A 23,480-nucleotide genomic window follows, 5' to 3' on the forward strand; every position below is an offset into this window, starting at 1 on the left:
TGTGGGCCCGCCCTCGTAGGGCGGGCCCACACACGTGCCCTCGGGTGTCAGAGCTTCACCTCACCCTGGTTGAGGACGCGCGGGTGGAAGTAGCCGGCCTGGAGCTCGGCGTTGGAGTTGTTCCCCCGCAGCTGCTCCGACCACATCATGAAGTAGGCCCAGCGGGTCTGGCTGTCGAGGAGCGAGGCGTTGGGGATCTTGCCCGTCTCGGCCAGGGCGATCGGCTTGCCCGCCGCGATCGACTGCATCTGCGTGTAGTCGGACGAGCTGGGATAGCTCTTGTACCAGACGTCGAGGGACACGACGTCCACGTAACTGGCGCCCGGGTAGTAGTTCGACCAGCCGCCCGCCGGATTGTCCTGGACGTTCCACACCCAGATCAGGTTGTCCAGGCCCTTGCCGACGAGGTAGTCATGGGTGATCTTGTAGAGCTTCGCGCTGCCGTTGGCGCCGGGCCGGTGCCCCCACCAGTTCCAGGTCTCGTTCATCTCGTGCAGCGGGCGGAAGAGGACGGGGACGCCCGCGCTCTTCAGCTGCTGGAGATAGGGAACCGCTTCGTCGAGGCGGCGCTTCCACGCGGTGTTCAGCGCCGTGCCGTCGGTGACGATCTGGCTGAACTGCGTATCGCTGATGCTGGACTTGACGCCGCCCTCGAAGGAACAGGAACTGCCCATGGTCGGCGGGCAGACGTGCCAGGTCAGCGCCACGAGCGAGCCGTTGCTCCATTCGGTCTTCGCCTGGTCGATCACGCGCTGGCGGTTGGCCACGTCCGCGGCGTTGAACATCAGGTCACCGCCCCACAGACCCGGGTACTGCCCAGTGACGTCCTTGACCTGCTGGGTGTACTGGCCGGGGTTACTGGCCGGCTCCTTGTTGTGCTGGCCGGAGACGATGTTCGAGCCACTGATGGACTTCAGGTAGTCGATCACCTGCTGGCGCGAACGGCCGGGGAACGCGTGCGCGTCGGGGGCGAGTGTCATGGTCACCAGGGCGGAGACGAGGAATGCGACGACCAACGCGAGTCCGCGCGCACGCGTCAGCGGTTGCCTGGACATGTGTCTGGACATGTGTCTGGACATGGCAGTGCTCATTGAGTCGGGTCCCCTTTCCTCGGAGCGTGGATGACGTCCGTGCTGGCGGGCCACTCTGCACACCGCCGACATCGTTGTCTAGACGTTGAGCAAGTTAAGTAAAAGGCCAGTAATATTGAGGGAGTTGAGACATCTCGCATTGCTGCTACAGGGATGTTCGTACTCAACCGGTCCATAATCAGAGGGCCATGAGCGACCAGCGGGTGACCATCAAAGACGTCGCGGCGCGAGCCGGTGTGTCCCGGGCTGCGGTCTCCCTCGCCTTCGGTGGGAATCCCGGCCTCTCCGACGCGACACGGGCCCACATCCTGGACATCGCGCGGAGCATGGGCCGACACCCGGACCGCTCTGCCCCGGCGCGCAATCCTGTGGACTCGAGGACGATCAGCCTCGTCGTCCGGCGGCCCGCGCAGCAACTCGGCCTCGAACCCTTCTACATGGCGTTCGTGTCCGGTCTGGAGAGTGTCGTCTCCGACCGCCGCGGCGCGGTACTCCTGCGCTTGGTGAAGACCCTGGACGAGGAGATCGACCTGGCGAGCCACTGGTGGCGGACCCGGCGGATCGCAGGCTCGGTCCTGGTCGACTTCCGCGAACACGATCCGCGCGGGCCCGTCCTCGCGCGCCTCGGTATCCCGGCCGTCGCGATCGCGCACCCAGCGCTGGCTCGGCCGTTCACCTCACTGTGGACCGACGACGCCACGGCGGTCGGCGAAGCGGTGCGCTATCTCGCGGCGTTGGGACACCGCTCCATCGCCCGGGTGGGAGGCGCACCGGAGCTGGGGCACAGCGTCATCCGGTGTGCCGCGTTCAAGAAGACCATGGCCGAACTAGGGCTCGGCGCGGGGCAGCAGCTCGACACCGACTTCTCCGGTGCGGCAGGCGCCAGGGCCACCCGTTCCCTCCTGACCGCTGTACGCCGTCCCACGGCGATCGTGTACGACAATGACGTGATGGCGGTCGCGGGCCTGGCGGTCGCCACCGAGATGGGCCTGCGCGTCCCCACCGACCTCTCCCTGCTGGCCTGGGACGATTCGCAGCTATGTCGTCTCACGCACCCGGCGCTTTCCGCGATGAGCCACGACATCCACGCTTTCGGCGCCGAGGCCGCCCGAACGCTCTACGCCCTCATCGCAGGCGATCGTGTCAGGGGACATCCGGTGCCGGCACCGGTCCTCACTCCGCGCGGCTCGACGGCCGCGCCCGGGCACCCGGACTGATGGCGCGAGGGTGACGGTCCCGCACCCGAGTGTGTGCTCGACGAGCTTCTGGATCCGTTGGTGACTGCGGTCGATGCACCAGAGCCCCGCCGCGGTGAATCCGCCAGCGGCTGCCGGGCTCTGCTGCCGCGATTGCGGCCAGTTGTGTCGTCTCGGCCTGGTGATGCCCGGGGCGTCCAGGGAACGTCTGGTTCGCATCGCGATCGATGTGACGTTCTCCCGCTTCGCAACGCCCGCCGCCTCCCCGGTGGTGCCTTTCGGGCGGACCGTCCTCCCCTGGTGGGGCAGCGGCGTCTGCCGGACTCACCGGTCATGCACGGGCCCGAGTCCGGCAGTTCGAGGAACGAAATCGCCAAGAGGTGAGGCGCTGGGACTGTAGCGGGTGTCGCCGCCGCTGATGAAGACTCCCGCGATCGGCGATCGGCGATCGGCGATCGGAGCAGGCGCCAAGGGGGACATGACGGAGGCGAAGACGCGGCGGATGCGTTAGTGACGGTCCCCGAGGGGCTGGGATGCCTGTCCTCAGCCGTCCTCGCCCGGGCGGGCCGTGTGGCGTGGATGGCCGTGCGTGCGGCGGCGCTCTTTCATCTCCGCTTCGTAAAGGTGGTCGCGGCCGCCGACGAGCTTCTCGCGGGCGTCGCGCTCCAGAGCACGGTACGGCTGGTAGTACGCGGCGTCGTACTCCTCAATGACCTGAAAGGTCCAGCGTCCCTCCAGGACGTTACGGCCGACGAGTTCATCATCGACACGGTCCGCCCACACGCCGTGACCGGCCGAACGCAACAGGTCGACGGCCCGTCCGAGTTCGAGATCGGCAGTGCCGGTCAGCCGATGGAACGCGTAAAGGTGGCCGCGTGCCTGTTCCACCGTCTCCAGAGCCTTCGACAACGATCCCAGGGCCTCGACGGTCTCGTCGGTGACGCCCGTCGGGCGCCGGTGGCCGGGGTCCGGCCGGTCTTGGTTGGCATTCATGTCCCAGTGGTCCCCACGCGACGGCCCGCCATCCCGGACCTCGCCGATCCCTCACCCATCGGGTGAACCGTGCGAGGGCTTCACCCGCGTACTGGTGTGCGCACGACCGTGGGGAGGCCCGAAGTGGACCAGACTCTGTCGTTGTCGGCGTCGGCCAGCGCGACCAGAGCGGTGGACAGCCGCTCCCAGGTGTAAGCACGATGCACGTATGGAACATGGCTTCCCGTGGGGGTCCACACCGACCGTCGATCTCCGTCTTTGGTGCCCCGACGCCATCGTGCTGTTTGACTGGCTGATGAGCACCGACCTGAACGCGGTGCCGATCACGCACCCAGCCCAAAAGCAGGCCCTTGCAGACCTGCTGGTGCGCTTGGAGGACGAGGACGTCATCGAGTCGACCGCTGAACAGATTGCTGCAGCCCAGGAGGAGGTAGCCAAGGATATGGGCTGGTAGAGGCGCGGATGGCGAGCCAAGAACGGTGACAAGCCATCAAGGTTCAATGGCATGGCAGGGGACAGCTGGTGTCCCGCGTCATCGGTCTTGCATCGAAGTCGGATCACCACAGTTCATGGGCAGGGGTTGCCCCTGACGGGCGCGATGCTGGTCCGTACTATCCCAGGGTGTCCTCCCCTCTTATATCGACCCCGCGCCGCCGACTCGCCACGATCGGCACCCTTGGGGGCCTGTGCCTGTTCGCCTGGTGGTCCGTACAGCCCGTCGGCGGCGACTGCCCCGACGAGGGTCTGACTCTGTCCTCCGATCCGTTCGGGTCCACCTACGACCCTGCCGACACAGAAGGTGGAGGCGACGTCGAGTACGAAGGCCGGTACACGCCGCTCGAAGGGCCGGCGCCCAGTCCTACCGCAAACGCTGACGTTGCGGCAGTCCCCGATGCTGCGGTCGGACCGGGCGACCACGACCCGTGCGGGGCGGAGACCCGGCACCCACGCCTGTACGGCTGGCTCGGTCTGTAGACAGTGGGCTCAGCCGAGACCACGATGGGCGGCCCACAACACCCCGGCACGGCTGGCAGCGTCTGCGACGAGGGACGTCACTTCGGGTGTCTCGGGGACCGGGAACGAGACGTACGCGCCCCGACCACCGCCGACGGGGCGGCCGTAGGCCTTTACCGCGAGGTGACCGTCCGGGAGAAGCCGGACATTGAGTGTAGTGAGCGTGAAGGCTTCACCGCGTCGAGTGTCCGTCCAGCGCAGCGCCGGCGGGATCACGACGTTGATTGCCAGAGCACTCACTTCCAGGTCGCTGCCCATGAAGGGATGATCTCACGCGAGCCCCGCCGTACGGCCACCGTTGGCCTGCGCGTGGGCAGCGTGATCACGGCGCGAAACACGCTCCAACTGAGTGCTTGGTCCGGTAATTCGTCAGGTCCAGCGCCAGTCAGGGCTGGCTTCCCCGGTGAGGCGGCGGGGCTCCGTGTTCTGGGAAAGCCGCCACCCACGCCAGAGGAACGGTCCGGCTCCGGCGGCTGCATGTCAGGGCCGGAGCGCTGTCGGACTGAACGCTGAGACGCGTCCAGGGTCTACTCCTGGGCCTGCCTCGGGTCGATCGGGATTTCGCGTTCCGTATTCTCGGCACGCTCCTCGGCATGCAACTGCCGCGCCACCGTCCCACAGCAGCGGTCGTACTGGTTCTGCCAGTCCGTCAGGAAGGTGTCGTAGCTGGACTGGCCGACCAGCTTCAGATCCGATTCATCGTTGTGCCAGATGCCGTTGCTCGTCCAGTTCGAGGAGCCGACGAACACGATTCTGGAGTTGGTCGCACCCGCGTACCCACCGCTGACCATCATGTACTTGTCGTGCGTGTAGTGCAGAGCGTTGCCGTTCGCGTCGGTGCCGCGGGTGGTGTCGTGCAGGTCGATATTCGTCCGGTTCTTCAGGTAATTCTGCACGCTGCTGTCCACCTGGCCGGCGGTGAAGAGGATGTGTATCTTGACGCCGGTTTGCGCCAGGCTCACCAGCTTCTTAGGCAGCTCCAGATAGTTCCGGTCGCCCGGCTGTCCGTGAGAGGTCCACTCGAACATGGCGATATTGATCGCGGCCGGCGCCTTGACGTTGTTCAGAAAGTCGACCCAGGTGTCGCTTCGGGTGCGCGCCTTGGGCCACTGGTAGGAGGGCGGAGACAGCGTCCTGGCGGCCTGGCCGCTGGTGGAGTTGTAGTAGTCGGGCACCAGCGGGCCCGGACCACCCGATGCCCCCTTGGCCATGGCGGTGAAGTAGCGGAGGTAGGAGTTGTACAGGTCGACGTTGCCCTTGACCGTGGCGCTGCTGTTCCACGCGGTGTTGGCCTGGGCGGAGGTCGGGTTGGCGCTGCTGACGGTCACGGTCCTGTTCGCCTCGCTCCCACCGCTGAGCATGTAGTACTTCGCGTGCAGGGCGGAGCCGGCGTAGTGGGTCAGGCAGCCGCCCGGGCACAGCGCGGCGAAGCTGGAGGCTTTCGGGTCGTTGCCCAACTCGTTGACCATCGACTGCCATATCGCGTTGTCGCTGTGAGAGTCCATCAGGGCCTTGACGATGACGCCGCGCTGGTGCGCGGCTATCAGGGCGTTGGCGAAGTCCGGGCCCGGCTGCGTGCTGCCGATCGAGTACATGGCGACGCGTATAGTCTGCCCGCAACTGGCGCTGTCGATCGATTCGATGATCGGTCCCATGACGTTCATCCGGGCGTCGGCGGCCTCTGGATCGTTGAAGCGTGCGCCCGGAGTCGAGGTGAACGGCCGGGATTCGCAGCTGAGCGGGGCCTTGGCCTTCTTGACCGCAGCATGCGCGGTGGTCGGCCACAGTGCGCTGACGGCCAGCGCTGTGATCAACGTGAGTGTTCGCTTCATGGGCGGGCCTTTCGCTGGGCAGGGTGACGGACTCGCCCGTCATGCGTTCGGGTGAACTACTCTCGCTTTGCTATCAGGTGGCGTTGTTCGCCCGAGCAACGGGGGGCACCGCTGAGTCGCCAGCCGTGGCGATGCGGATGCGCGTCGAAGGCGGGGGCGGGGGCGTGGGCGGGAGGAGGTCAGTACTGGAACAGCAGACTCGCCGAGGCGTCCAAGGGTTGCCCGAGGCAGCACGGAACCTTGTGGGGTGCCTGTCGCTGATGGTCAGGCTCTCTCTTCCATACAGACGGGTGGCCATCGCCTGCTCGCCGGCACAACGGATCGTGACGTGGGTGGTGTTGTGGCGGCGCATCCGTCCCTTGCTCGCTCTCACGTCAGCGTGCACGGCCGGCGGGACGTCGAGGGCCATCTGACGATCGAGTGCCTACAGGCCGAGCGTCAGAGACCGCTTTTCAGGACGAGTTGCACCAGGCCGACCCAGGGGGACTCGCCGCTCTTGTGGACCGCACGCACCCTCCACTGGCCTGCCGGGAGCCGCACGGCCGCCTGTTCCGGCCGGCCCCCGCCGGGATAGTCGTCTCCCAGATCACGGCCCGCTTCGGCCGAATCCATCAATACCGCCGGGCCGTCGGTGACCCACAAGCCACCGTCCTCCCAACCGGTGTCCGGATCGGCCAGAACCGCCTCGGCGGTCGCGAACAACTCGGACTCGGAATCTGCAGCCAGCCACCTCACGAACAGACGCCTCTCCGGCAGGAAGCACGTCTTCGCCGGTTCGTCAGCCAGGACCAGAGCAGTGGCGGCGTTCGCACCCACCGCGATCACACCGGCCCAGTCCTTCACCTCGCAGGCGCGGTCGTAATCATCACGGCCATCGGCGTCTCCGAGGATGGAGCCCTCTTCCGTGCATCCACCCCAGGCGCACACCGAGGACTCCGGAACGACGATCAAAGGGCCGCCCATCGACCTGACCCACACCAACCCAGTGCGGTCACAGCGATCAGTGTCATGAGAAGCGTCCATGAGCGCAGTCTGCCGACCTCCACCGACACTGCTCGAAGGCGACTGCCCGGCCGGCCCCCTGCCGCTCCCCCACCGATCCGCGCCCTGCACCACCACAACGCCACGACCCCACAGCCCGATGCACCACACCCCCACCACACACCCCGGGCACCGCTCCCCCGCCGACGCCCCGGCACGGCACACCTCGCCCTGCGCACAACAGCCACACGCGCCACCCCACCAGTCGGCCGACTACGGCTGCCTGGCGATCATGATCTCGCCTTCCGGGGGCACTGGTCCTGTCACGCAAGGACGACGAACGAAGGAGCTGAAGTGGTATCGCGAAGGACTGACAGTGACCAAGGTAGAGCGAGGGTGACTGGAGCAACCAGGGGCAGGAGCCAGGCCCGGCGCCGCGAACCACGTCTGTCCGGGTTGGCCACCGTCCTGGCACTGATCGGATTCGTCGTCTGCGTGGGGCTGTTGCTCTTCGTGCGTTTCGCTCACTGGGCCGGGAACCATCCCGGGGCAGGCGCCTTGTGCATAGCCCTCACCATCCCCTTGTCCTACACCCTTCTGCGCTCGATGCCCCGCCCGCGCGAGCTGCGTGCGGCCGCACGGGCCGGCATGGCCCAGGCGGACCGAGACGCTGCCGCGGCCTCGGGACACGCCTACGCCGCCACCCACGAGGGGGTGTACATCCAGCCCCCAACGGACGTGCACGACGGTCGGACCGTCGCGCTTCCGCCTCACGCAACAGAACCACTTTGACCATGACTGTCCCCATCTCACACACCCGAGCGTGGCAGGAGTGGTGACGCAGCCTGCGCAGTTCGGGCACCCGAACCAAAGCTTCGGAGCAGCCGTCTGCGGTGGCCGACACATCAAGCCTCGTTCTTCTTGCGGCATGAAAAGTGCTCGGGCAGCCCTTCGTGACGACCTCCGGCGGCGAACTGTCTACTCCTGGGTGCGGTCGCCAGGAGCCGCCGTCAGCGTCGGCGGCTGGGCTCCGGCCAGTGGGGTCCGGGTGAGGCTGCCCCAGTTGCTGGCATCTTGGCTGAGCGTCGCGTCCAGCAATTCCATCGCCTCTTGCGCGATGGTCTGCCGGTCATCGCCCGCCGCTTCGCGACGCTCGACATTTCTGATGATCCGCTGGAGTTCCGCGAGAATCAGGCTCCGCTGCTGCCAGAGATCGTGATGCCGCATCAAGCCGCTCCACGCAGTGACCACGCCGATCACGCCTGCTACCGCAGTACTGGCCAGCCCGAGCCAGGGAGCGTAAGCCCGCCAGGCCGCGACCGCTACACCCAGCACCGCGATGAGTCCGTTCAGTGCGGCGATCCCCACCGTGGTCCGCCGCGCCTTCATCTTCATCAACTCGCGAGTGCGGGTGTACTCCCTTCGGAAGTGCTCCAGGTAGTGGGTGGTCACCTCAAGAGCGTCGGCTCCGGTCGGAGGCGGTTCCGTCGGGCGCATGCCCGTGAACTTCTGCTGCCCTATGGCCTGTTGCTCCGTTCCCGACCCCTGAGTCATGCACTTGACCCTAACCCCAGGCTGCCTGAACGCACCGTCGATCAGATCGGTCGATCAGACCGTCGGTGATACGCAGGACCATCAGGCCATCCGCGCTGGTTCGCACCAAGTCCGACGGCAGCGGACGCCTCGCCCACCCCGACACCGTCCACCACGCACGCCAAAGCACCCGAATCCGCGCCGCCCGTTCCGGCTTCTGGGAGCTGGCACACACGCCACACCTGAAACCACGGGCTGCGGCTAGTCCTGGTGAGGCACGGGCCAAGAGCTCCGGGGCAAGCTCCGAAAGCGTCCAGGACCAAGACCGCGCGCACCCGCCTCTGAATGCCTCCGAGGAGACACAGGGGCAGCAGCCCGGAACGGGCAGCCAGTGGAACGTCTACGTGACCGCGGGCGACCTGCACGAGCAGCTGCTCACCAACCTGCCGATCTCACCGGATGTCCCCTACACGGCCGCCATCAGGCAGCCGTCGGGTGCACCGAGCGACAGGACCGGACCCGCCTCGGACGCACCCGCTACTTCGTCGCCCCCCGCCGCCGCGCAGTCGGTGCCCGCAAAGGCCCCGGCACCGTCGCCATCGTCGTCGACCGCAGGCTCCAGGCTCGCCGAGACCGGCAGCAGCAACGACACCGAGATCCTGGTGGGAGCAGCCACTGCGGTCTGCGTGGCGGGCGCCGGTGTACTGCTCGCGGCGCGTCGCCCGCCACACAGGCCGGCGCGCGGCGCTGACCACGCCCCATCGCCCCGGGGCGCGCCAGGACCTGGACAGCGGGCTCCACTTCAAGAACGAGTGGGAGCACAAGATCTACGCGGTCCTCTGGCGAAGGAGCGCCGAACGGCGCAGTCAGCAGCTTGTCCGGCTCCGCGAAGGCAGGTGTTTGCGCAGGAAGGCGACCTCCCGCTCAACAGCTTCCTCGTGGGACTCCTGGAAAGCCGCGTAGTGGCGGCCGGAGAGGTGGAGCACCTCTCCGCCGGGTGCCGCGGCGGCGGCTCGCAGCGCGGGGCCGGGGAGCGTGCTGCGGTCCTGATCAGCGACCACCACGAGGAGGGGACACCGAATCCGGGACGCGTGTCGGCCGGGACGGTAGCCGCCCATCTGGAGCGCGATCCGGGCGGCGACCGTCTGCTTCCAGCCTTCGTAATGGCGGTCGGGGTCCAGAGCACGGTCGCCGTCCAGCGCGTCTTCTGTGGTGAGGGAGGCGACGTCGCCCCGCGCACCGGCCGTACGGATCAGCACAGGACGCCGTCCGAACAGGCTTCCCACGGAGTCCACGACGGCCAGGGTCATGAGACGCAGGACGGCCACGGGTGTCATGGCGCGCAGCGCGTTGGGAGCGAGGGCGCGGCCGTCGGCGAGCGGGGACTGTGCGATCACCGCGGCCAGCCGACCGGGGTCCTCCGCCGCGACTTGGAGGATGTGACCGCCGCCGAGAGAGAAGCCCCACAGCGAGACGCCTTCTGGATCTACGTCGGGAAGCCCGCGTGCAAAGCTGATCGCGGCCTGCCAGTCGGCGCGCTGCTCGGCGAAGCGGACGACCTGGCGCGGGGTGCCGCCGCTCTCTCCGAAGTGCCGGTGGTCGAATGCGAGTACGCCGAATCCCGCGGTGTTGAAGGGCAGGGCGAAGCGGTCCGAGGCGGGCTCCTTCGTCACGGCGGTTCCGCCCGCCATGATGACGCAGCCGCCGTTGGTCCCTGGGTAGTACCAGGCGGCGCACGTCGTATCTCCGCTGGTGAACCGGACTTTCTCGCGCAGGTCGTCGAGGGACACGAGGCCTCCTTGCAGGTTGGGGATCGGGCGCCGGGTCGCGGACGGCGACCCGGCGCATCAGGGGATGCGATCGCATCAGAAGGGGAACCAGTTGCGCGGATCGATGATCATGAACGTCTCCCTCCTTCACTGGAGTCCCCCTGCAGTGGTCCGGGGACGGCACGGAGTGTGGAGCTTTCATGCTGGTACGGGGGCCGCTGGAAGAGGCTGTGCAAGTGGGCGAGATGAGCGAAACTGGGCTTCATGGCCAACACTTCGGCGGATTCGGTACTCGGCCTCACCGATCAGCGGCTCGTGGCGGCTCTGCAGTGCGACGGGCGCCTCACCGCGGAGGGCGCCGCGCGGGTGCTCAGCCTCAGCCCTGCCACCATGCGCCGCCACCTCAACGCACTCACCGCCGACGGCACCGTACGTGTGGTCGTCTCCCCCGTCGCCCGGCCGCGCGACGGCGGCTCGGCAGGCGCGCTGTTCCTCCGGATCAAGGTGCTGCGGGGAAAACTCGACACGATCGTGAGCGCTCTCGCAGCGCGCGACGACATCCCCTTCATCGACGTCACCACCGTCGGCGATGAGATCTTCGCGGTGGCCAGAACCGAACCCGGCTCACGCGACCCACTGGTGTTTCGCCGGCTCCCGGCGACGCAAGCTGTCACGTCGCTGGAGAGCGCCACCGTCCTGCACGTCTTCCGGCTCGCCTCGGAATGGAGACACGCCGTCCTTACCCCGGCCGAATGCACAGCTCTGATCCCCGCCGATTCGGCACCGAGGGCAATGCCCGCCCACTCCCCGGGCCCGTACGGGGTCGACGCCGACCCGGTCGAGCAGTCCCTGATCGACGCCCTCGCTCCTGATGCCCGTCTCCCCGCGACCGCACTGGCTGCCCGCACCGGGCATCCGGAGACAACGGTCCGCCGCCGCCTCGCCCAACTCACCGCTGAAGGAAGGCTGGTGACTCAGGTCCTGATCGATCCCCGGCGCCTCGGGTTGCCCATCGAGGCCAAACTCCTGTTGCACGTGGCACCCGACCACCTGGCCGCCGCAGGACGGGCACTGGCCGACCACCCAGCCGTACACAGCGCGTTCGCAACCACGGGCCCGTCCAACCTGCATGCGGCGGCCTACTTCCCCGACCTCGCAGCCCTCTACGCCTTCCTCTCCCGCGACCTGGTCGGGCTCGGCATCACGCAGATCGAGACCGCCCTCGTCGGCCGTACCGCCAAACGCACACCGCCGCTGGGGCCCACGCATTCAAAGTGAGAAGGGTGCGGTTCCTCCTCGGAGAATGGCTGAGCTGGAACAATGGCGCTGCGCGCTGTCCTGGGAAATAGGTGGGTCGGTGAGGATCCCTGGACAGGCGTGGGGCGACCGTGTTCGATGTGTGCTGGTCGGCTAGGGGGGAGGACCACTGCCATGGCTTGTGCGCCGCCTCTAGTGCGAGTTGTCGTCGCCGAACTCGGAGAATGCTTGTCAGGGCTCCTGGCAGGAATGGCCGCGGATGGACTGATCTTCTTCACCACGGACGGCCTGGGGCTCGTCGGCACCGTTGGGCGTATTCAGATCATCTGCTTCGTCGGCTTGGCATTGCTCTGGGCGGTCAATTTCCTGGTGTCTCGACCGCGTCAACTGCGTGCGTTCGGCTCTGCTGTGCCAGTTGAAGACCCGTCCGTGCTGAGGCCGAACGAGGAGCAGACCCGCCATCTGCGGCGAGGCCGAGTTCGTGTGGCGGCCTTCGTTCTCCTGGTCACGCTGGGAAGCGCGTATGTCCTCCAATTCCCTTTCTTCGGCCTGGGAATTCAACTGGTCCTGTGCCTGGGGCTCGTCCACACGTGGCGGACCACGTTCCGGTGGGAACGTCGACACGGCGTCCATCTGTGGAAACCGGCGCTGTCTGCCGTGGGCCGTGAGAACTGGCGTCGCTCCCCGTACTATGCAACGCCTTCACGGCCCATCTCCCTCGCTCACAACAGCTGACAAGCTCTCTCCAGAAAGTTCCTCATCAGGCGGTGAGCTGGTAGCGGTGGTGGTGAGGGCTGGGAAAGGCGTTGGTACTCGCGGGCCGTTTGAAAGGCCCAGCAGCCCGTCGATCTCGCGTGCACGTACTCTTCCCACCACCCGGCCAGAATGCAGGTGGGATGGCGCCCTTGCCACGCTGTCGTGCGGGGCCGTCCCGGCGGGGTCGGGCGATGTCCGATTGACAGGGCGCCACCACGAAACGCACTGCTGACCAGGTCTTCAGGCCGGTACGGCGGCGCCGTGACCGACCGTGGTGAGCGCTTCGAGCCGTTTGATCCTCCGCCGCACCACGTACAGCGGGATCACGCCCACGATCCCGAAGGACATGTCGATCACGGACCACCAGAAGGGGATGTCCCGGATCGGTCCGCAGACGAGCGCGAGCGGGATGATGCCGGCGCACGCGATCATCCCGAACTCGATCACCCAGATGTTGCGCACCGGGTCGCGGTACGGCCCGTAGAACGCCACGGCGATGACGAGGTGGGCGAAGGCCAGCCAGTCGGTGCCGTAGAGCAGGAACGGGTGGTCCGCGTCGGTCTCGTCGAGCCCGACGCGGACGCGCCGTATCCACTCCATCAGGCCGGGCAGGTGATCGCCGACGGACATCCCGTTCAACAGGTGCTCGGCCCAGCGCAGTTCATGCACCAGCGGGAAAGCGGTTGCCCCGCTGAGAACCAGGCACACGACGAAGGCGGCCAACCACACGCGGATGCCCTTGAGCAGGGCGGCTCTGTCGCTCATGGCAGCAGAGTACGTCGTTTTTGAACATGTTCGAAATGTGGGTGCGGTGAGGCCTTCGTCACCTGCCATCCGTCACCTGTCATCCGTCATCGGGGGCTCAGCTTCCCCCGCTTCAGATGCAGTACGTCGTCCGAGGCGCGGGCCACCTCGCGGGAGTGGGTGACGACGATGACGCACTTGCCGTCGTCGTGGGCCAGCTTCCGGAAGAGGTCGATGATGTCCTGCGCCGTGTCCTGGTCCAGGCTCCCGGTGGGTTCGTCCGCGAAGAGGATGTCGACGTCGCAGGCCAAGGCGCGGGAGATGGCCACGCGCTGCTGCTGGCCGCCGGACAGACGGTCGATCCTGCGGTTGCGGTCCTCCGGCGGGATGCCGGTCGCGTCGAGGAGCTCCTCGGCCCGGCGCCGCCGGCCGCGGTGCCGAGTTCCGGTGATCTCCATCGCGGAGGTGATGTTCTGCAGAGCCGTCATGTAGCCGAGCAGGTTGAAGGACTGGAAGACGGTGGCCGCGTGCTTGCGGCGGTAGGTGTCGAGGCCGAGCCGGTTCAGGTCCGTGCCGCGGAAGCGGATCGAGCCCGAGGTCGGGGCGTCCAGACCGCTGGCGAGGGAGAGCAGGGTGGTCTTGCCGCTGCCGGAGGGGCCGATCACCGCGTACATGCGGCCGGACTCGAAGGCGTAGTCGACGCCCTTGAGGACGGCTCGCTGGGCGCTGCGGCCGCCCGCCGGGTAACGCTTGACCACGTCGGCCAGTTCGAGGACCGGGGCGGAGGTGTGCGTGGGGACGGGTGCGTCGATCGTCATGGTCAGTCGCCCCTGGTGAGGATTTCGCGCGGCTTGAGGCGCAGTACGCGGTAGCCGGGGATGAAGGTCGCGGCGGCGGCGATGCCGAGTCCGGCGGCGCCGACCTTGCCTATGTCGCGCGCGGTCAGCCGCACGTCGAGTTCGTCGATCGGGGCGGCGTCGGGTTCCTCCTCGGGTGTGTCGGAACCCGTGGAGTCCGCGTACTTGTTGCCCTCGTCCTGCTGGGCGTCGCTCTTCGCGTTCGAGACCTCCCCGGCCAGCAAGCTTCCTCCGGCGCTCTGGGCGAGTGCCTGGCTGGCGGGGACGGCGAGGCCGACGGCGATGAGGGCGCAGGCCGCGATCTCCAGCAGGTGCTGGCCGAGGAGCCGGGGCCTGCTCTCCCCGAGCGAGAGCAGGATGCCCAGTTCCCTGCGGCGCTCGCGCAGCGAGCTCGCCACGATCAGGGTGAGGATCGCCAGGCCCGCGACCGAGACCAGCCACACCGTGAGCGAGGCGAAGCCGGCGGTCTTGGTGATGGGCCCGGTGAGCTGCTGGTACTGCTTGTCGTTGAGCTGGATCGGGTAGATCTTGGCGTCGAGGCCAAGCTTCTTCGCGTCCTGCTTCAACCGGTCCAGGTCGTCGGGACCCCGCAGGGTGAAGGTGGCCTCGTGGACGCTGGAGCCCTGGGAGGTCGGCGGAACGGCTGACAGCGCGCCGGCGCCTTCGGGCGTGGTGTAGATCTGGTTGCCGGGCTCGGACAGCGCGGGGACGTAGTGGCCGCTGGAGCGGGTGTCGCTGGTGTAGACGCCGCCGACGGTGAACTCGATGTCCTCGGCCTTGGAGATGTCGCCCGGGAACGAACGAACCTTGATCCTGTCGCCGACCTTGAGCTTGTTCTTGTCGGCGAGGCGCTGCTCGACGAGCAGGACGTTGCCCTTGGTGTCCGGCCCGATGCCGTGGCCGGCGATCAGCCGGGCGCCGCCGTTGCGGAAGGCCGACATCGCCGTGGTGTCGCGCACCCCGGAGACCTTGAGGAAGTCGCCGCTCTCGGTGTCCGTGGCGGGCGGCGGCGGGACGGCCCGGTAGACCTGGAGGTCCTTGGAGGGCAGCGCGGCGGACTCCACCTCGTAGCTGAACCGGGAGACCGAGGGCGACGCCCCGAGCTTGTCGACCTGGCCGCTGCGCAGCTGGTCGGCCGGGTCGATCTGCAGCCCGGTCTGGCCCCCGTCCTGTGCCCGGCCGGACTCCATGAGGGCGTTGACGTCGAAGGACAGGGTCGCCACGGCCCCCACCTTTTCCTTGGCGGCCGCGGCGGCACGGTCGGCTGCCGTCTGGATGAGGAAGCCGGAGAGCACCAAGGTGCACACGACGAAGAAGAGGCCGGTCAGCATGAAAGTCTTGCCGAGCGTGGCGGTCAGGCGCCACCAGGCGCGTTTGAACAGGTTCATCGAGGTCTTTCCTGCCGGTGATTTCGGGGAACGCCGACGACCGTAGGAGACCGGGGGTATGAGCAGGCTTTCGCTGTGCGGTGACTTCCCGATGCCACCAAACCTCGTTCAAATGTCGTCTCTGGTAGAGATGGGGCCCAGGATATTGATCGAGCTGCGGAACACATGGACGGCAATGCGCGTACTGATCGTCGAGGACGAGGAATTCATGGCCGAGGTCATCGAGATGGGGCTGCGCAGGGCCGGTATCTCCGTCGATGTGGCCCATGACGGGGCCGTGGCCCTGGAGAAGCTGGCCGTGAACGACTACGACATCGCCGTCCTGGACCGCGACCTTCCGGAGGTGCACGGTGACGAGGTGTGCCGACGGATGGTCGCGGCCCATCCCGGGGTGCGGATCCTGATGCTGACGGCCGCGGGGCGGCTCGGCGACAAGGTGGCGGGGCTCGGTCTGGGCGCCGACGACTACCTTCCGAAGCCTTTCGACTTCCCCGAACTGGTGGCGCGGCTGCGGGCGTTGTACCGGCGCACGACTCCGGCCCACGCGCCGGTTCTGCGCTGTGCCGACGTTTGTCTCGACACGCATCGGCGTCGGGTGGAACGGGCGGGCCGGGAAATTCGGCTGACGCCGAAGGAAATGTCCGTACTCGAATTGCTGATGCGCGCGGACGGCGGTGTTCTCAGTTCGGAAGAGCTGTTGGAGAAGGCGTGGGACGAAGCCGCGGATCCGTTCACCAAAGCGGTACGTCTGGTGATTCACACGCTGCGCAAGAAGCTGGGTGACCCGCCCCTGCTGCACACCGCGGTGGGCGCCGGCTACTACCTGTCCGAGCAGCCGTGAGAGGCCCGCGCAAGCTGAGCATCCACACCCGTCTGGTCGCCGGATTCGCCACCGTGCTCCTCGGCACGGGCGTGCTGATGGTGGCGGCCGTGTACCTGGGCATGCGGTACCTGCCCGACTACGACCTGGCGACGGTGCCGCAGTACGTCCCCGGGCGTTCGACCGAGGACGGCCCGCCCACCGATGTCGGTCCGGCGCCGGACGACAACTCGTACGCGCGCACCTCTGTCGTCCGGACCAAGGAGGACGTCTGGTCGACGGTGCTGGCCGTATCGGTGGGCGGCTCGGCGGTCGCCGCGGGCGTCGGGCTCGTGGCGGGCTGGTTCTGGTCGCGGCGGCTCCTCGCTCCCCTGCACACCATCAACGTGGCCGCGTCCCGGGCGGGCGAGGGCGATCTGGCCTACCGCATCGACGCCGAGGGGCCGGACGACGAGCTGAAGCAGCTCGCCGACACCTTCGACGAGACGCTTGCCCGCCTCGAGCGCTCCTTCGAGGCACACCAGCGGTTCGCCGCCAACGCCTCGCACGAGCTGCTCACGCCGCTGGCCACGACGCGCACAGCCCTGCAGATCGCCGCGGAGCATCCGGGCGAGGAAGAGTTCTCGCGGCTGATCCCGAAGCTCCAGGCCACCAATGAACGCAGCATCGGCATCGTCCACGGCCTCCTCCAGCTCGCGGCCGCCGAGCACGCCCGCCCCGACACCGAGACGATGGACCTGACGGAGCTCGTCGCGCGGGGCTGCGAGGAGTTCGCGGGAACGGCGGTCGAGCGGGGCCTGCGGCTGGAGACCGACCTCGAAGAGGACCTGCTGGTGCACGGCAACCAGGCGCTGCTGCGCCAGTTACTGGAAAATCTCCTCGACAACGCGATGGCGTACAACGTCCCCGGTGGCTGGGTGCACGTGTCCGCGTACGCCGTCGACGGCGTCACGCTCGACGTTTCGAACTCCGGGGCCATGGTGGAGTCCGAGCACCTGGACCGGATCTTCGAGCCGTTCTACCGGCGGTCCGCCCGGGTGCGCAGTGACCGCAGCGGCCACGGTCTCGGCCTTGCTCTCGCGCAGGCCGTGGTTCGGGCGCACCACGGGACCGTCGCGGCGTCGGCGAACGCGGACGGTGGGGTGACGATCCGGGTGCGTCTGCCCGGGGCGTGAGATCGGCGCGAGGGCGGACTCCGACGACAACGACAACGACAACGTCGGGTACCGCAGGGCAGGGATCCGGGCACGGCGGGCGTGCACGGGTAGCCGACGGCGACGAGTACACAACGGTGCGAGCGGGGCTCGTAGCGGAGGTTGAGGCCGGGATCACACGGCACGCGACCGTCGCGATGGCACGTCTGCAGTAACAGATGGCACCCGGTCGGCATGTTCGCGAGAAGGCGCCCCGAACGAAACGGCTCCGCTCAACCTACTCAAGGGCTGTCCCGTAAACCTCAGCCGTGGGCCAGACGATCTGTTGTGACAACCTGAACGTGATCACGGCTGTGGACGAAACCTTGGAACCGGCTCCGCAGCCCTTGGTGAATGTCCAGGTTGAGGGAAGGGCTTGCGGAGTGGGTGTTGACGTGATGCTGATGCAGGTGGCGCAAGGCGGGACGAGCCCTAAGAGGCGTCGGCTGACCACGGTGGACTTCGCCCGGGACGCGGCGGACCTGTTCTCCGCTCTGTGCGCGAACAGCGGATTGCCCATGCTCAACCGCGTGGACCCGTACCGCACCCGAATCCTCACATCGGCAGACATGCCACAGTTCATCTCCGAGATCGATGCCACTTGCGACCTGACGGTTGAACGGGCCACGCGAGACATCCTGCAGAGGATTCGGAGCCTGGCAGCGCGCTGTGCTGAAGCCGGGAACTTCGAACTCCACCTGGTGGGCGACTGAGGGGCGCTCCCCTAGGCATGTGACCAGAGTCAGTCGATTACGGGGCACCCCTCGGCTGGGGGTCAGTGGGTTGAGTGGGCGGTCTGAGCTTGTTCTTTAGTCTCTGAGCCCGTCAGTTCGACAGGGCGGCTGTGAATGTCTCCTGGTGAGCCGCCAGCCATCCCTGGATGCGGTCCCAACGTTGCCAACCACCGCGTTCGGACAGCGCCCGGGTATAGACGGAGTCACCGCCGGCCACGCGGTCGGCGACGAAGGCCCGGCAGGATGCGGTGGCCTGTTCGATGACGCCGGGCAGTTCAGTGCGCTCCTGCCGGGAGAGGCCGTAACTGTCGGCGAGGATCCGCAGTCGCGTCGGGGTGTCCAGTCCTGTGGGATAGAGAGCTGCCGCGGACGTGGGATCGAGTATGGGTACCCAGTAGCGGGCGGTCATAGCGACGTCCCACACGGCTCGGCCGGGGGCGGCCAGGTCGAAATCGATCAGTCCTGCGGCGCGGCCGTCACGGAAGACGACGTTGTCCGGGCATACATCGTTGTGGCACAGGATCGTTCCTCCGGCGGGGTCGGCCAAGGCTCGTGGCCACTCGACGCTTATGTCCACCGCGATGGTCGAGCTGGCGTCGTGCAGGTGCCTCAGCAGGTTTCCCACCGATCTCAGCGCGGTCTCGGTCATCGCCCAGCGCGGAAACGGCGGCAGAGCGACGTCGCCGGGTATGAAGGTCAGCTGCTCGCGGCCGTTCGCGGCGAGACCGACAGGCTTCGGAGCCGATTCGAACCCGTAATCCTTGAGCGCGAGGAGATGAGCGTGGAGGGCGCGCGCGGTAGGCGGCGCCGGACGTTCCACCAGGGCGCCGCGACGGAAGACCGCGCCTGCGTTCACCATGCCGCCGACCAGGGCCTGGCCCTCTGCCACCTCACCCTCAGCCGTCATACCGATCACGGTATCGCCACCCCCTGGGCTGGGACCGGCGTCGGCTGCGGGAACCGGAAACGGCGGACCGGTGGATCTGGCTGACCACCACCGCTTACACCCAGCCCCGACCGGCCCGTCCGGTCGGCCAAGACTTGCGACACCCCTGGGAGAAGCCGACCACACCGCACCGGCTCACCCCCGCGCGGGTCCGGCGGACATATCGAAACCTCCGCCAGCACATGCCCTGTCCCGCCAGAGCACCGAACCCCCACCGGCCCATCCCCCGACGACCACCCAGCAACCCGAACAGACGCCGAACACCCCGCTACGACGTGGAGTAAAAACCGCAGGCTCCCACCGAGCCCGTGATCCGACGAACCCGACGAACCCGACAGACCCGCCGGACCCGACGAATCAGCTCCAGCCCTCCTGATCGCCACGCAGCGCAAGAAGTCCTGTCATGGCTCGAAGGCGCGGGCGACGCGATGCCATGACCAGCCAGGGAGTCAGAGCCTGGAGGGTCACTCCCGCCGCTGATCTCGCTCCTGGTGGCGCTCTGTCCATCTGTCCCGCGAAGCCCTACTATCCGGTAGCTCCGTGTCGTCTCCCTGGGTCCCCCACACCTCACGTCGGAGGTTCTGATGCGCCGTCGATTCACCGTGTCGCTGGCCTTGTTGGGTGCGTTGAGCGGTCTGCTGTGCGCGGCGCCCACGGCCTCGTCGGCCGGTGTGCACCGGCCTGTCGTCCTTGTGCACGGGTACAACGCCGACCCGGGAGTCTGGGGCTCGCTGGCGGACGACCTCAAGGCCTCGGGATACAGCGACGGAGAGGTCTTCCGCTGGTCCTACGACACGCACGCGTCGGTCAACGAGACGCTCGCCGGGCAGTTCGCCGCGTACGTGGACAGCGTCCGTGCCCAGACGGGCGCCGACCAGGTCGACGTCGTCGCGCACTCCTTCGGCAGCCTGCCGCCCCGCTGGTACCTCGCCTTCGGCAGCGGAACGCAGCACGTCGCCCACATGGTCTCGCTCGGTGGCCCCAACCACGGCACGTACACGGCGTGGGCCTGCGCCGCCTGGGACCAGGCGTGCCGGGACATGTCCCCCGGCAGCTACGTCCAGAAGCACCTGGCTGCAGGAGACGAAACCCCCGGCGCCACCCGGTACGCGACGTTCTGGTCCAACTGCGACGAGGTGATCAACCCCGACAGCAGCGTGTTGCTCGCCGGGGCTGTCAACACCGAGGCCGGGTGCCTCGACCACAACGCCCTGCTCGGTGACGACGGCGTCTCTTCCGGCGTGCGCGCCTTTCTCGTGACGCCGTGACGGCATAGCGCCGTGACGCCGTGCCAGGTCGGCACTTCGACGGCTGCTCGTCTCAAGACGCTCATCCGCTGCCCGCCCCGATGTAACCCGCCCTGTTTGGATGTACACCGATGCCAACAGGCCCCCCACCATCAGGAGTTCTCGTGCCGCGTAACCCGCACCACCGCTTGCGCCAAGCCCTTCCAGCCGCACTCATCGCCTTGGCCGCGGTCGCTACCGGAGCACCGGCAGCCCACGCGGCGCCGTCAGCTCCAGCGCTGCGCGTGCTGACGTACAACACGTTCCTGATGAGCCAGAACCTGTATCCCAACTGGGGTCAGGAGCACCGCGCGACGGAGATTCCCAAGGCGTCGTTCTTCCAAGGCAATGACGTCGTCGTCCTCCAGGAGGCCTTCGACAACTCCGCCTCCGACAACCTCAAGCGCGCGGCGTCCGGTACCTACCCGTACCAGACCCCCGTCGTCGGACGTGGCACGAGCGGATGGGACGCCACGAGCGGGTCCTACTCCTCGACCACACCGGAAGACGGTGGCGTCACGCTCCTCAGCAAGTGGCCGATCGTGCACAAGGAGCAGTACATCTACAAGGACGCCTGCGGCTCCGACTGGTGGTCGAACAAGGGGTTCGTCTACGCGGTTCTCGACGTCAACGGTACGAAGGTGCACGTCGTCGGAACGCACACACAGTCGACCGACTCCGGCTGCGCCGACGGCGAGGCGCAGGCCGACCGCGCCAAGCAGTTCCGGGCCATCTCGGCCTTCCTGGCCGAGCGCGACATTCCCGCCGACGAGGAGGTGCTCGTCGCCGGGGACATGAACGTCGACTCGCACGGCCCGGAGTACGCCTCAATGCTCGCGAACGCCGGCCTCGCCCCCGCCGACAGCCGCACCGGACACCCCTATTCCTTCGACACCGAGGACAACTCCGTCGCCCGCTACCGCTACCCCGACGACCCTCGCGAGGACCTCGACTACGTGCTCTTCAAGCAAGGGCACCCGCGTCCCGCCCGCTGGAACAACGAGGTCATCGCCGAACACAGCGCCCCCTGGACGGTGTCGAGCTGGGGCAAGTCCTACACCTACACCGACCTCTCCGACCACTATCCGCTGGTGGCCTCACCACGCTGACACCCCGCCGAAACAGGCGTGAGGTGTATCCGCCGACCACTTCCAGGGTCAGCAGCATGTAGGCGCGTTCGGACAGGTCCTCGGGGACTTCATGTCGGGAGAGGGCCCTGGGGTCGAGCGTGGAGAGGTGGGTTCCAAGCGCTGCCTATGTGGTGTCGATGACAGGTACGAAGCTCCGATCAAGGGAACAGGGTCTACGTCGAATCAGTGAGCCGGGGCAGCATAGCCGGGTGGATGATCTGGCATAGGGGGCCCCGGAGCGGGAAAGTCGCTGGTCAGCACGGGATGGGATCTCTAGGCTGGGCACATGGCCAACGGGAAGACCTCATACGTCTGCCTCTCATGCCGGGTCTCGTACAAGCAGTCCTACGACCGGGCAAGGGAGCGGCTCTGCCCGCGTTGTGCTGGGCCGATGATCCATGCGGGCTCGGCGTTTGCCGCGCCACGGCGGCGAGACACTGCAGCCTGGCGGATCCTCACGGTGTTGCTGAACGCCGGCGTGGGCTTCCACAAGACCTGCTGTGGTGGACCGGGGTACCGGCCCCGGTCCCTTCGCGATGTGCGCGATCGGTTGACACACGCCCGGCGCAGCGGCGAACCCGTCAGCAAGGCACTCGTCCGCTATCACGTGCCCTGATCATGACCCCGAACGCCCAACTGGCCAACTGGCCAACTCAAGCTCCCGCACACCTCTTGAGCCGAAGCCCAGTAGCTGTCATCACCAGAGCCGGATTGGCACCAGCTCCGAGCGTGCGGCCAGTGGTCGTCCACGGGACTCCTCTGTCGGGCGAGGTCATCCGCCAAGCCTGACCGAGCCGAGGCCCGACGGCATATGGCGCATGGCGCATGGCCTGGGCTACGGCCTCGTGCGCTGTGGCGAGCAATCCAAGGTCCGGAGTAGGCGGGTGGTGCACACGCATGCTCTGCCACTCGGATTCCGCCATGGGTGCGGTATCGAGATCGAGCACCTCGAACCGACCGGCCAGGTGCACACAAGGTGCCGCCTGGCGAATGTCGTTCAGGTTTGCCCCGTCGTGCCAGGTGAAGGCGATGCCGCTCCTTTCGCAGGCAAGGAGCTCGTGACGCGATGCCGAATCCGCCGACCGGTCTCAGGCAGAGGGACGGCGCTTACCGCCGCCGCGGCCATTGAGCAGCATCAGTTCCTTCAGGTGGGCGCCTTTGACCCAGGCACCGAGCAGGTCGCGGTGCATGGCCACGATGTCCTGCCGTACAGCCAGGCCAAGGGCGGCCTTCGTGAACGCGCGGCAGGTGGTGACGAACAGGGCGACGTCCGCGCCGTGCTCGAGGCGGGCGGTGCCGACGAACTTCTGCATGTCCTGCGAGGACACACTCCGCTCGGGCGCGTACTTCTTGACCTGGACCACCAGCTTGCGGCCGTCGGCGAGGTAGCCGACGAGGTCGGCGCCCAGGTCGCCACTCTTGCCGCTGACCACCACCTGCGTGCAGCCGTCGCGCCGACACAGATCAGCGACGTACTGCTCGAACTCCTGCCAGGACAGCGCATCGACCTGCGCCATCGACATCTCCCGCGCCTTGGCTTCCTCCTGCGCCCGCCACACCCGGTCCCCACCGACCGCCCGCCGGTGCGCCCGCAGTACGGCCCAGCCCACAGAGGTCACCACGGCCAAACCGAGAACGGTCACCAGGACCGGCCACACCCTCGACCAGTTCGCGGCCGCCCACACCACGACGGCCGCCGTGATCAGCAGGCCTAAGATCTGTATCTTCTGACGCGCACTCTTACGTAATCGTGGGCGTCGTCGCCGCTGCCGTCGCGCTCCCATCGCTCCCCCACTCCCCCGAGCCTGTGATCCGCAGTGTGAAGCGCCGTCAGAAGTCGGGCAAGAGGGCCTCGTCCACCTCCCAGGTCCGCCGTCACCACGCTCGATGGCCGAATCGGACCGGATAGGAGACGGTCGACCTCGGAGCCGGTTTGGTGCCCCAGCCCTCGAAATGCACC

At 67.6% G+C, this 23,480-nt stretch carries 24 protein-coding genes; 10 read left to right on the plus strand and 14 right to left on the minus strand.

All coding sequences use genetic code 11. The annotated features are described in order from the left end of the window. Positions 1-47 precede the first annotated feature (47 nt). Complete coding sequence (locus K377_RS17050; protein ID WP_111664238.1) at positions 48-1,055, minus strand: glycosyl hydrolase; 1,008 nt, start codon at positions 1,053-1,055, stop codon at positions 48-50. 224 nt (positions 1,056-1,279) lie between these two features. Between K377_RS17050 and K377_RS17055 the strand changes: the two genes are divergently transcribed. Further along, complete coding sequence (locus K377_RS17055; protein WP_111664239.1) at positions 1,280-2,308, plus strand: LacI family DNA-binding transcriptional regulator; 1,029 nt, start codon at positions 1,280-1,282, stop codon at positions 2,306-2,308. A gap of 522 nt (positions 2,309-2,830) precedes the next feature. Here K377_RS17055 and K377_RS17060 read toward each other — a convergent pair. Together K377_RS17060 and K377_RS42290 are read right to left on the minus strand one after the other, a co-directional pair. Next, positions 2,831-3,280, minus strand: a complete 450-nt coding sequence (locus K377_RS17060) for a hypothetical protein (RefSeq protein WP_111664240.1) — start codon at positions 3,278-3,280, stop codon at positions 2,831-2,833. A gap of 80 nt (positions 3,281-3,360) precedes the next feature. After that, positions 3,361-3,486, minus strand: a complete 126-nt coding sequence (locus K377_RS42290) for a hypothetical protein (RefSeq protein WP_258395062.1) — start codon at positions 3,484-3,486, stop codon at positions 3,361-3,363. Positions 3,487-3,488: 2 nt separating this feature from the next. Between K377_RS42290 and K377_RS17065 the strand changes: the two genes are divergently transcribed. Next, positions 3,489-3,734 carry a hypothetical protein gene (locus K377_RS17065; protein WP_111664241.1) on the plus strand — a complete coding sequence of 82 codons (246 nt, stop codon included), beginning with the start codon at positions 3,489-3,491 and terminating at the stop codon, positions 3,732-3,734. Between the two features lie 530 nt (positions 3,735-4,264). Here the strand turns inward: K377_RS17065 and K377_RS17075 are convergent. The 6 genes from K377_RS17075 to K377_RS17105 all read right to left on the minus strand — a co-directional run bounded on the left by K377_RS17075 (position 4,265) and on the right by K377_RS17105 (position 10,430). Then, positions 4,265-4,552, minus strand: a complete 288-nt coding sequence (locus K377_RS17075) for a hypothetical protein (protein ID WP_111664243.1) — start codon at positions 4,550-4,552, stop codon at positions 4,265-4,267. A 269-nt stretch (positions 4,553-4,821) separates the two neighbouring features. Further along, positions 4,822-6,126 carry a phosphatidylserine/phosphatidylglycerophosphate/cardiolipin synthase family protein gene (locus K377_RS17080; protein ID WP_111664244.1) on the minus strand — a complete coding sequence of 435 codons (1,305 nt, stop codon included), beginning with the start codon at positions 6,124-6,126 and terminating at the stop codon, positions 4,822-4,824. A 438-nt stretch (positions 6,127-6,564) separates the two neighbouring features. After that, on the minus strand, positions 6,565-7,149 hold the full coding sequence (locus K377_RS17085; protein ID WP_237551766.1) for an Imm21 family immunity protein: 585 nt from the start codon (positions 7,147-7,149) through the stop codon (positions 6,565-6,567). A gap of 936 nt (positions 7,150-8,085) precedes the next feature. Then, positions 8,086-8,559 (minus strand): SLATT domain-containing protein, encoded by a 474-nt coding sequence (locus K377_RS17095; RefSeq protein ID WP_161195127.1) that lies wholly within the window; start codon positions 8,557-8,559, stop codon positions 8,086-8,088. 547 nt (positions 8,560-9,106) lie between these two features. Further along, positions 9,107-9,292, minus strand: a complete 186-nt coding sequence (locus K377_RS17100; RefSeq protein WP_111664247.1) for a hypothetical protein — start codon at positions 9,290-9,292, stop codon at positions 9,107-9,109. A 214-nt stretch (positions 9,293-9,506) separates the two neighbouring features. Beyond that, positions 9,507-10,430, minus strand: a complete 924-nt coding sequence (locus K377_RS17105; protein WP_111664248.1) for an alpha/beta hydrolase — start codon at positions 10,428-10,430, stop codon at positions 9,507-9,509. 243 nt (positions 10,431-10,673) lie between these two features. Between K377_RS17105 and K377_RS17110 the strand changes: the two genes are divergently transcribed. Beyond that, positions 10,674-11,687, plus strand: a complete 1,014-nt coding sequence (locus K377_RS17110) for an Lrp/AsnC family transcriptional regulator (RefSeq protein WP_111664249.1) — start codon at positions 10,674-10,676, stop codon at positions 11,685-11,687. A 228-nt stretch (positions 11,688-11,915) separates the two neighbouring features. After that, positions 11,916-12,401, plus strand: coding sequence for a hypothetical protein (locus tag K377_RS17115; protein ID WP_111664250.1), 486 nt, complete (start codon positions 11,916-11,918; stop codon positions 12,399-12,401). A 261-nt stretch (positions 12,402-12,662) separates the two neighbouring features. Here K377_RS17115 and K377_RS17120 read toward each other — a convergent pair whose 3' ends face one another. The 3 genes from K377_RS17120 to K377_RS17130 form a co-directional block, all read right to left on the minus strand. Further along, the gene (locus K377_RS17120) at positions 12,663-13,187 is read right to left on the minus strand and encodes a hypothetical protein (RefSeq protein ID WP_111664251.1); all 525 of its coding nucleotides are present in this window, start codon (positions 13,185-13,187) and stop codon (positions 12,663-12,665) included. A gap of 86 nt (positions 13,188-13,273) precedes the next feature. Beyond that, positions 13,274-13,984, minus strand: a complete 711-nt coding sequence (locus K377_RS17125; RefSeq protein ID WP_111664252.1) for an ABC transporter ATP-binding protein — start codon at positions 13,982-13,984, stop codon at positions 13,274-13,276. Positions 13,985-13,986: 2 nt separating this feature from the next. Next, complete coding sequence (locus K377_RS17130; RefSeq protein WP_111664253.1) at positions 13,987-15,411, minus strand: ABC transporter permease; 1,425 nt, start codon at positions 15,409-15,411, stop codon at positions 13,987-13,989. 175 nt (positions 15,412-15,586) lie between these two features. On the opposite strand from K377_RS17130, the gene K377_RS17135 reads away from it, so the two are divergent. The 3 genes from K377_RS17135 (at position 15,587) to K377_RS17145 (ending at position 18,137) form a co-directional block, all read left to right on the plus strand. Beyond that, positions 15,587-16,252, plus strand: a complete 666-nt coding sequence (locus tag K377_RS17135) for a response regulator transcription factor (RefSeq protein ID WP_111664254.1) — start codon at positions 15,587-15,589, stop codon at positions 16,250-16,252. Continuing rightward, on the plus strand, positions 16,249-17,406 hold the full coding sequence (locus tag K377_RS17140) for a HAMP domain-containing sensor histidine kinase (protein WP_258395063.1): 1,158 nt from the start codon (positions 16,249-16,251) through the stop codon (positions 17,404-17,406). The genes K377_RS17135 and K377_RS17140 overlap by 4 nt, the downstream gene beginning before the upstream one ends. A gap of 287 nt (positions 17,407-17,693) precedes the next feature. After that, positions 17,694-18,137: a hypothetical protein gene (locus K377_RS17145; protein ID WP_146614733.1), complete on the plus strand. Its 444-nt coding sequence runs from the start codon at positions 17,694-17,696 to the stop codon at positions 18,135-18,137. A 112-nt stretch (positions 18,138-18,249) separates the two neighbouring features. Here K377_RS17145 and K377_RS17150 read toward each other — a convergent pair whose 3' ends face one another. After that, the gene (locus K377_RS17150; protein ID WP_111664256.1) at positions 18,250-19,065 is read right to left on the minus strand and encodes a phosphotransferase; all 816 of its coding nucleotides are present in this window, start codon (positions 19,063-19,065) and stop codon (positions 18,250-18,252) included. Between the two features lie 623 nt (positions 19,066-19,688). Here K377_RS17150 and K377_RS17155 point away from each other — a divergent pair. The 3 genes from K377_RS17155 (at position 19,689) to K377_RS42295 (ending at position 22,136) form a co-directional block, all read left to right on the plus strand. After that, positions 19,689-20,372: a triacylglycerol lipase gene (locus K377_RS17155; protein ID WP_111664257.1), complete on the plus strand. Its 684-nt coding sequence runs from the start codon at positions 19,689-19,691 to the stop codon at positions 20,370-20,372. A gap of 110 nt (positions 20,373-20,482) precedes the next feature. Beyond that, a complete protein-coding gene (gene sph, locus K377_RS17160) occupies positions 20,483-21,499 on the plus strand; it encodes a sphingomyelin phosphodiesterase (protein WP_111664258.1) in 1,017 nt (338 codons plus the stop codon). A 307-nt stretch (positions 21,500-21,806) separates the two neighbouring features. Beyond that, positions 21,807-22,136, plus strand: a complete 330-nt coding sequence (locus tag K377_RS42295; protein ID WP_111664259.1) for a deoxyxylulose-5-phosphate synthase — start codon at positions 21,807-21,809, stop codon at positions 22,134-22,136. Between the two features lie 472 nt (positions 22,137-22,608). On the opposite strand, the gene K377_RS17170 is transcribed toward K377_RS42295, so the two are convergent. Then, complete coding sequence (locus K377_RS17170) at positions 22,609-23,142, minus strand: restriction endonuclease (protein ID WP_309252230.1); 534 nt, start codon at positions 23,140-23,142, stop codon at positions 22,609-22,611. Positions 23,143-23,480: the final 338 nt, after the last annotated feature.

Source organism: Streptomyces sp. PsTaAH-137, from assembly GCF_003259365.1.
Taxonomy (GTDB): Bacteria; Actinomycetota; Actinomycetes; order Streptomycetales; family Streptomycetaceae; genus Streptomyces.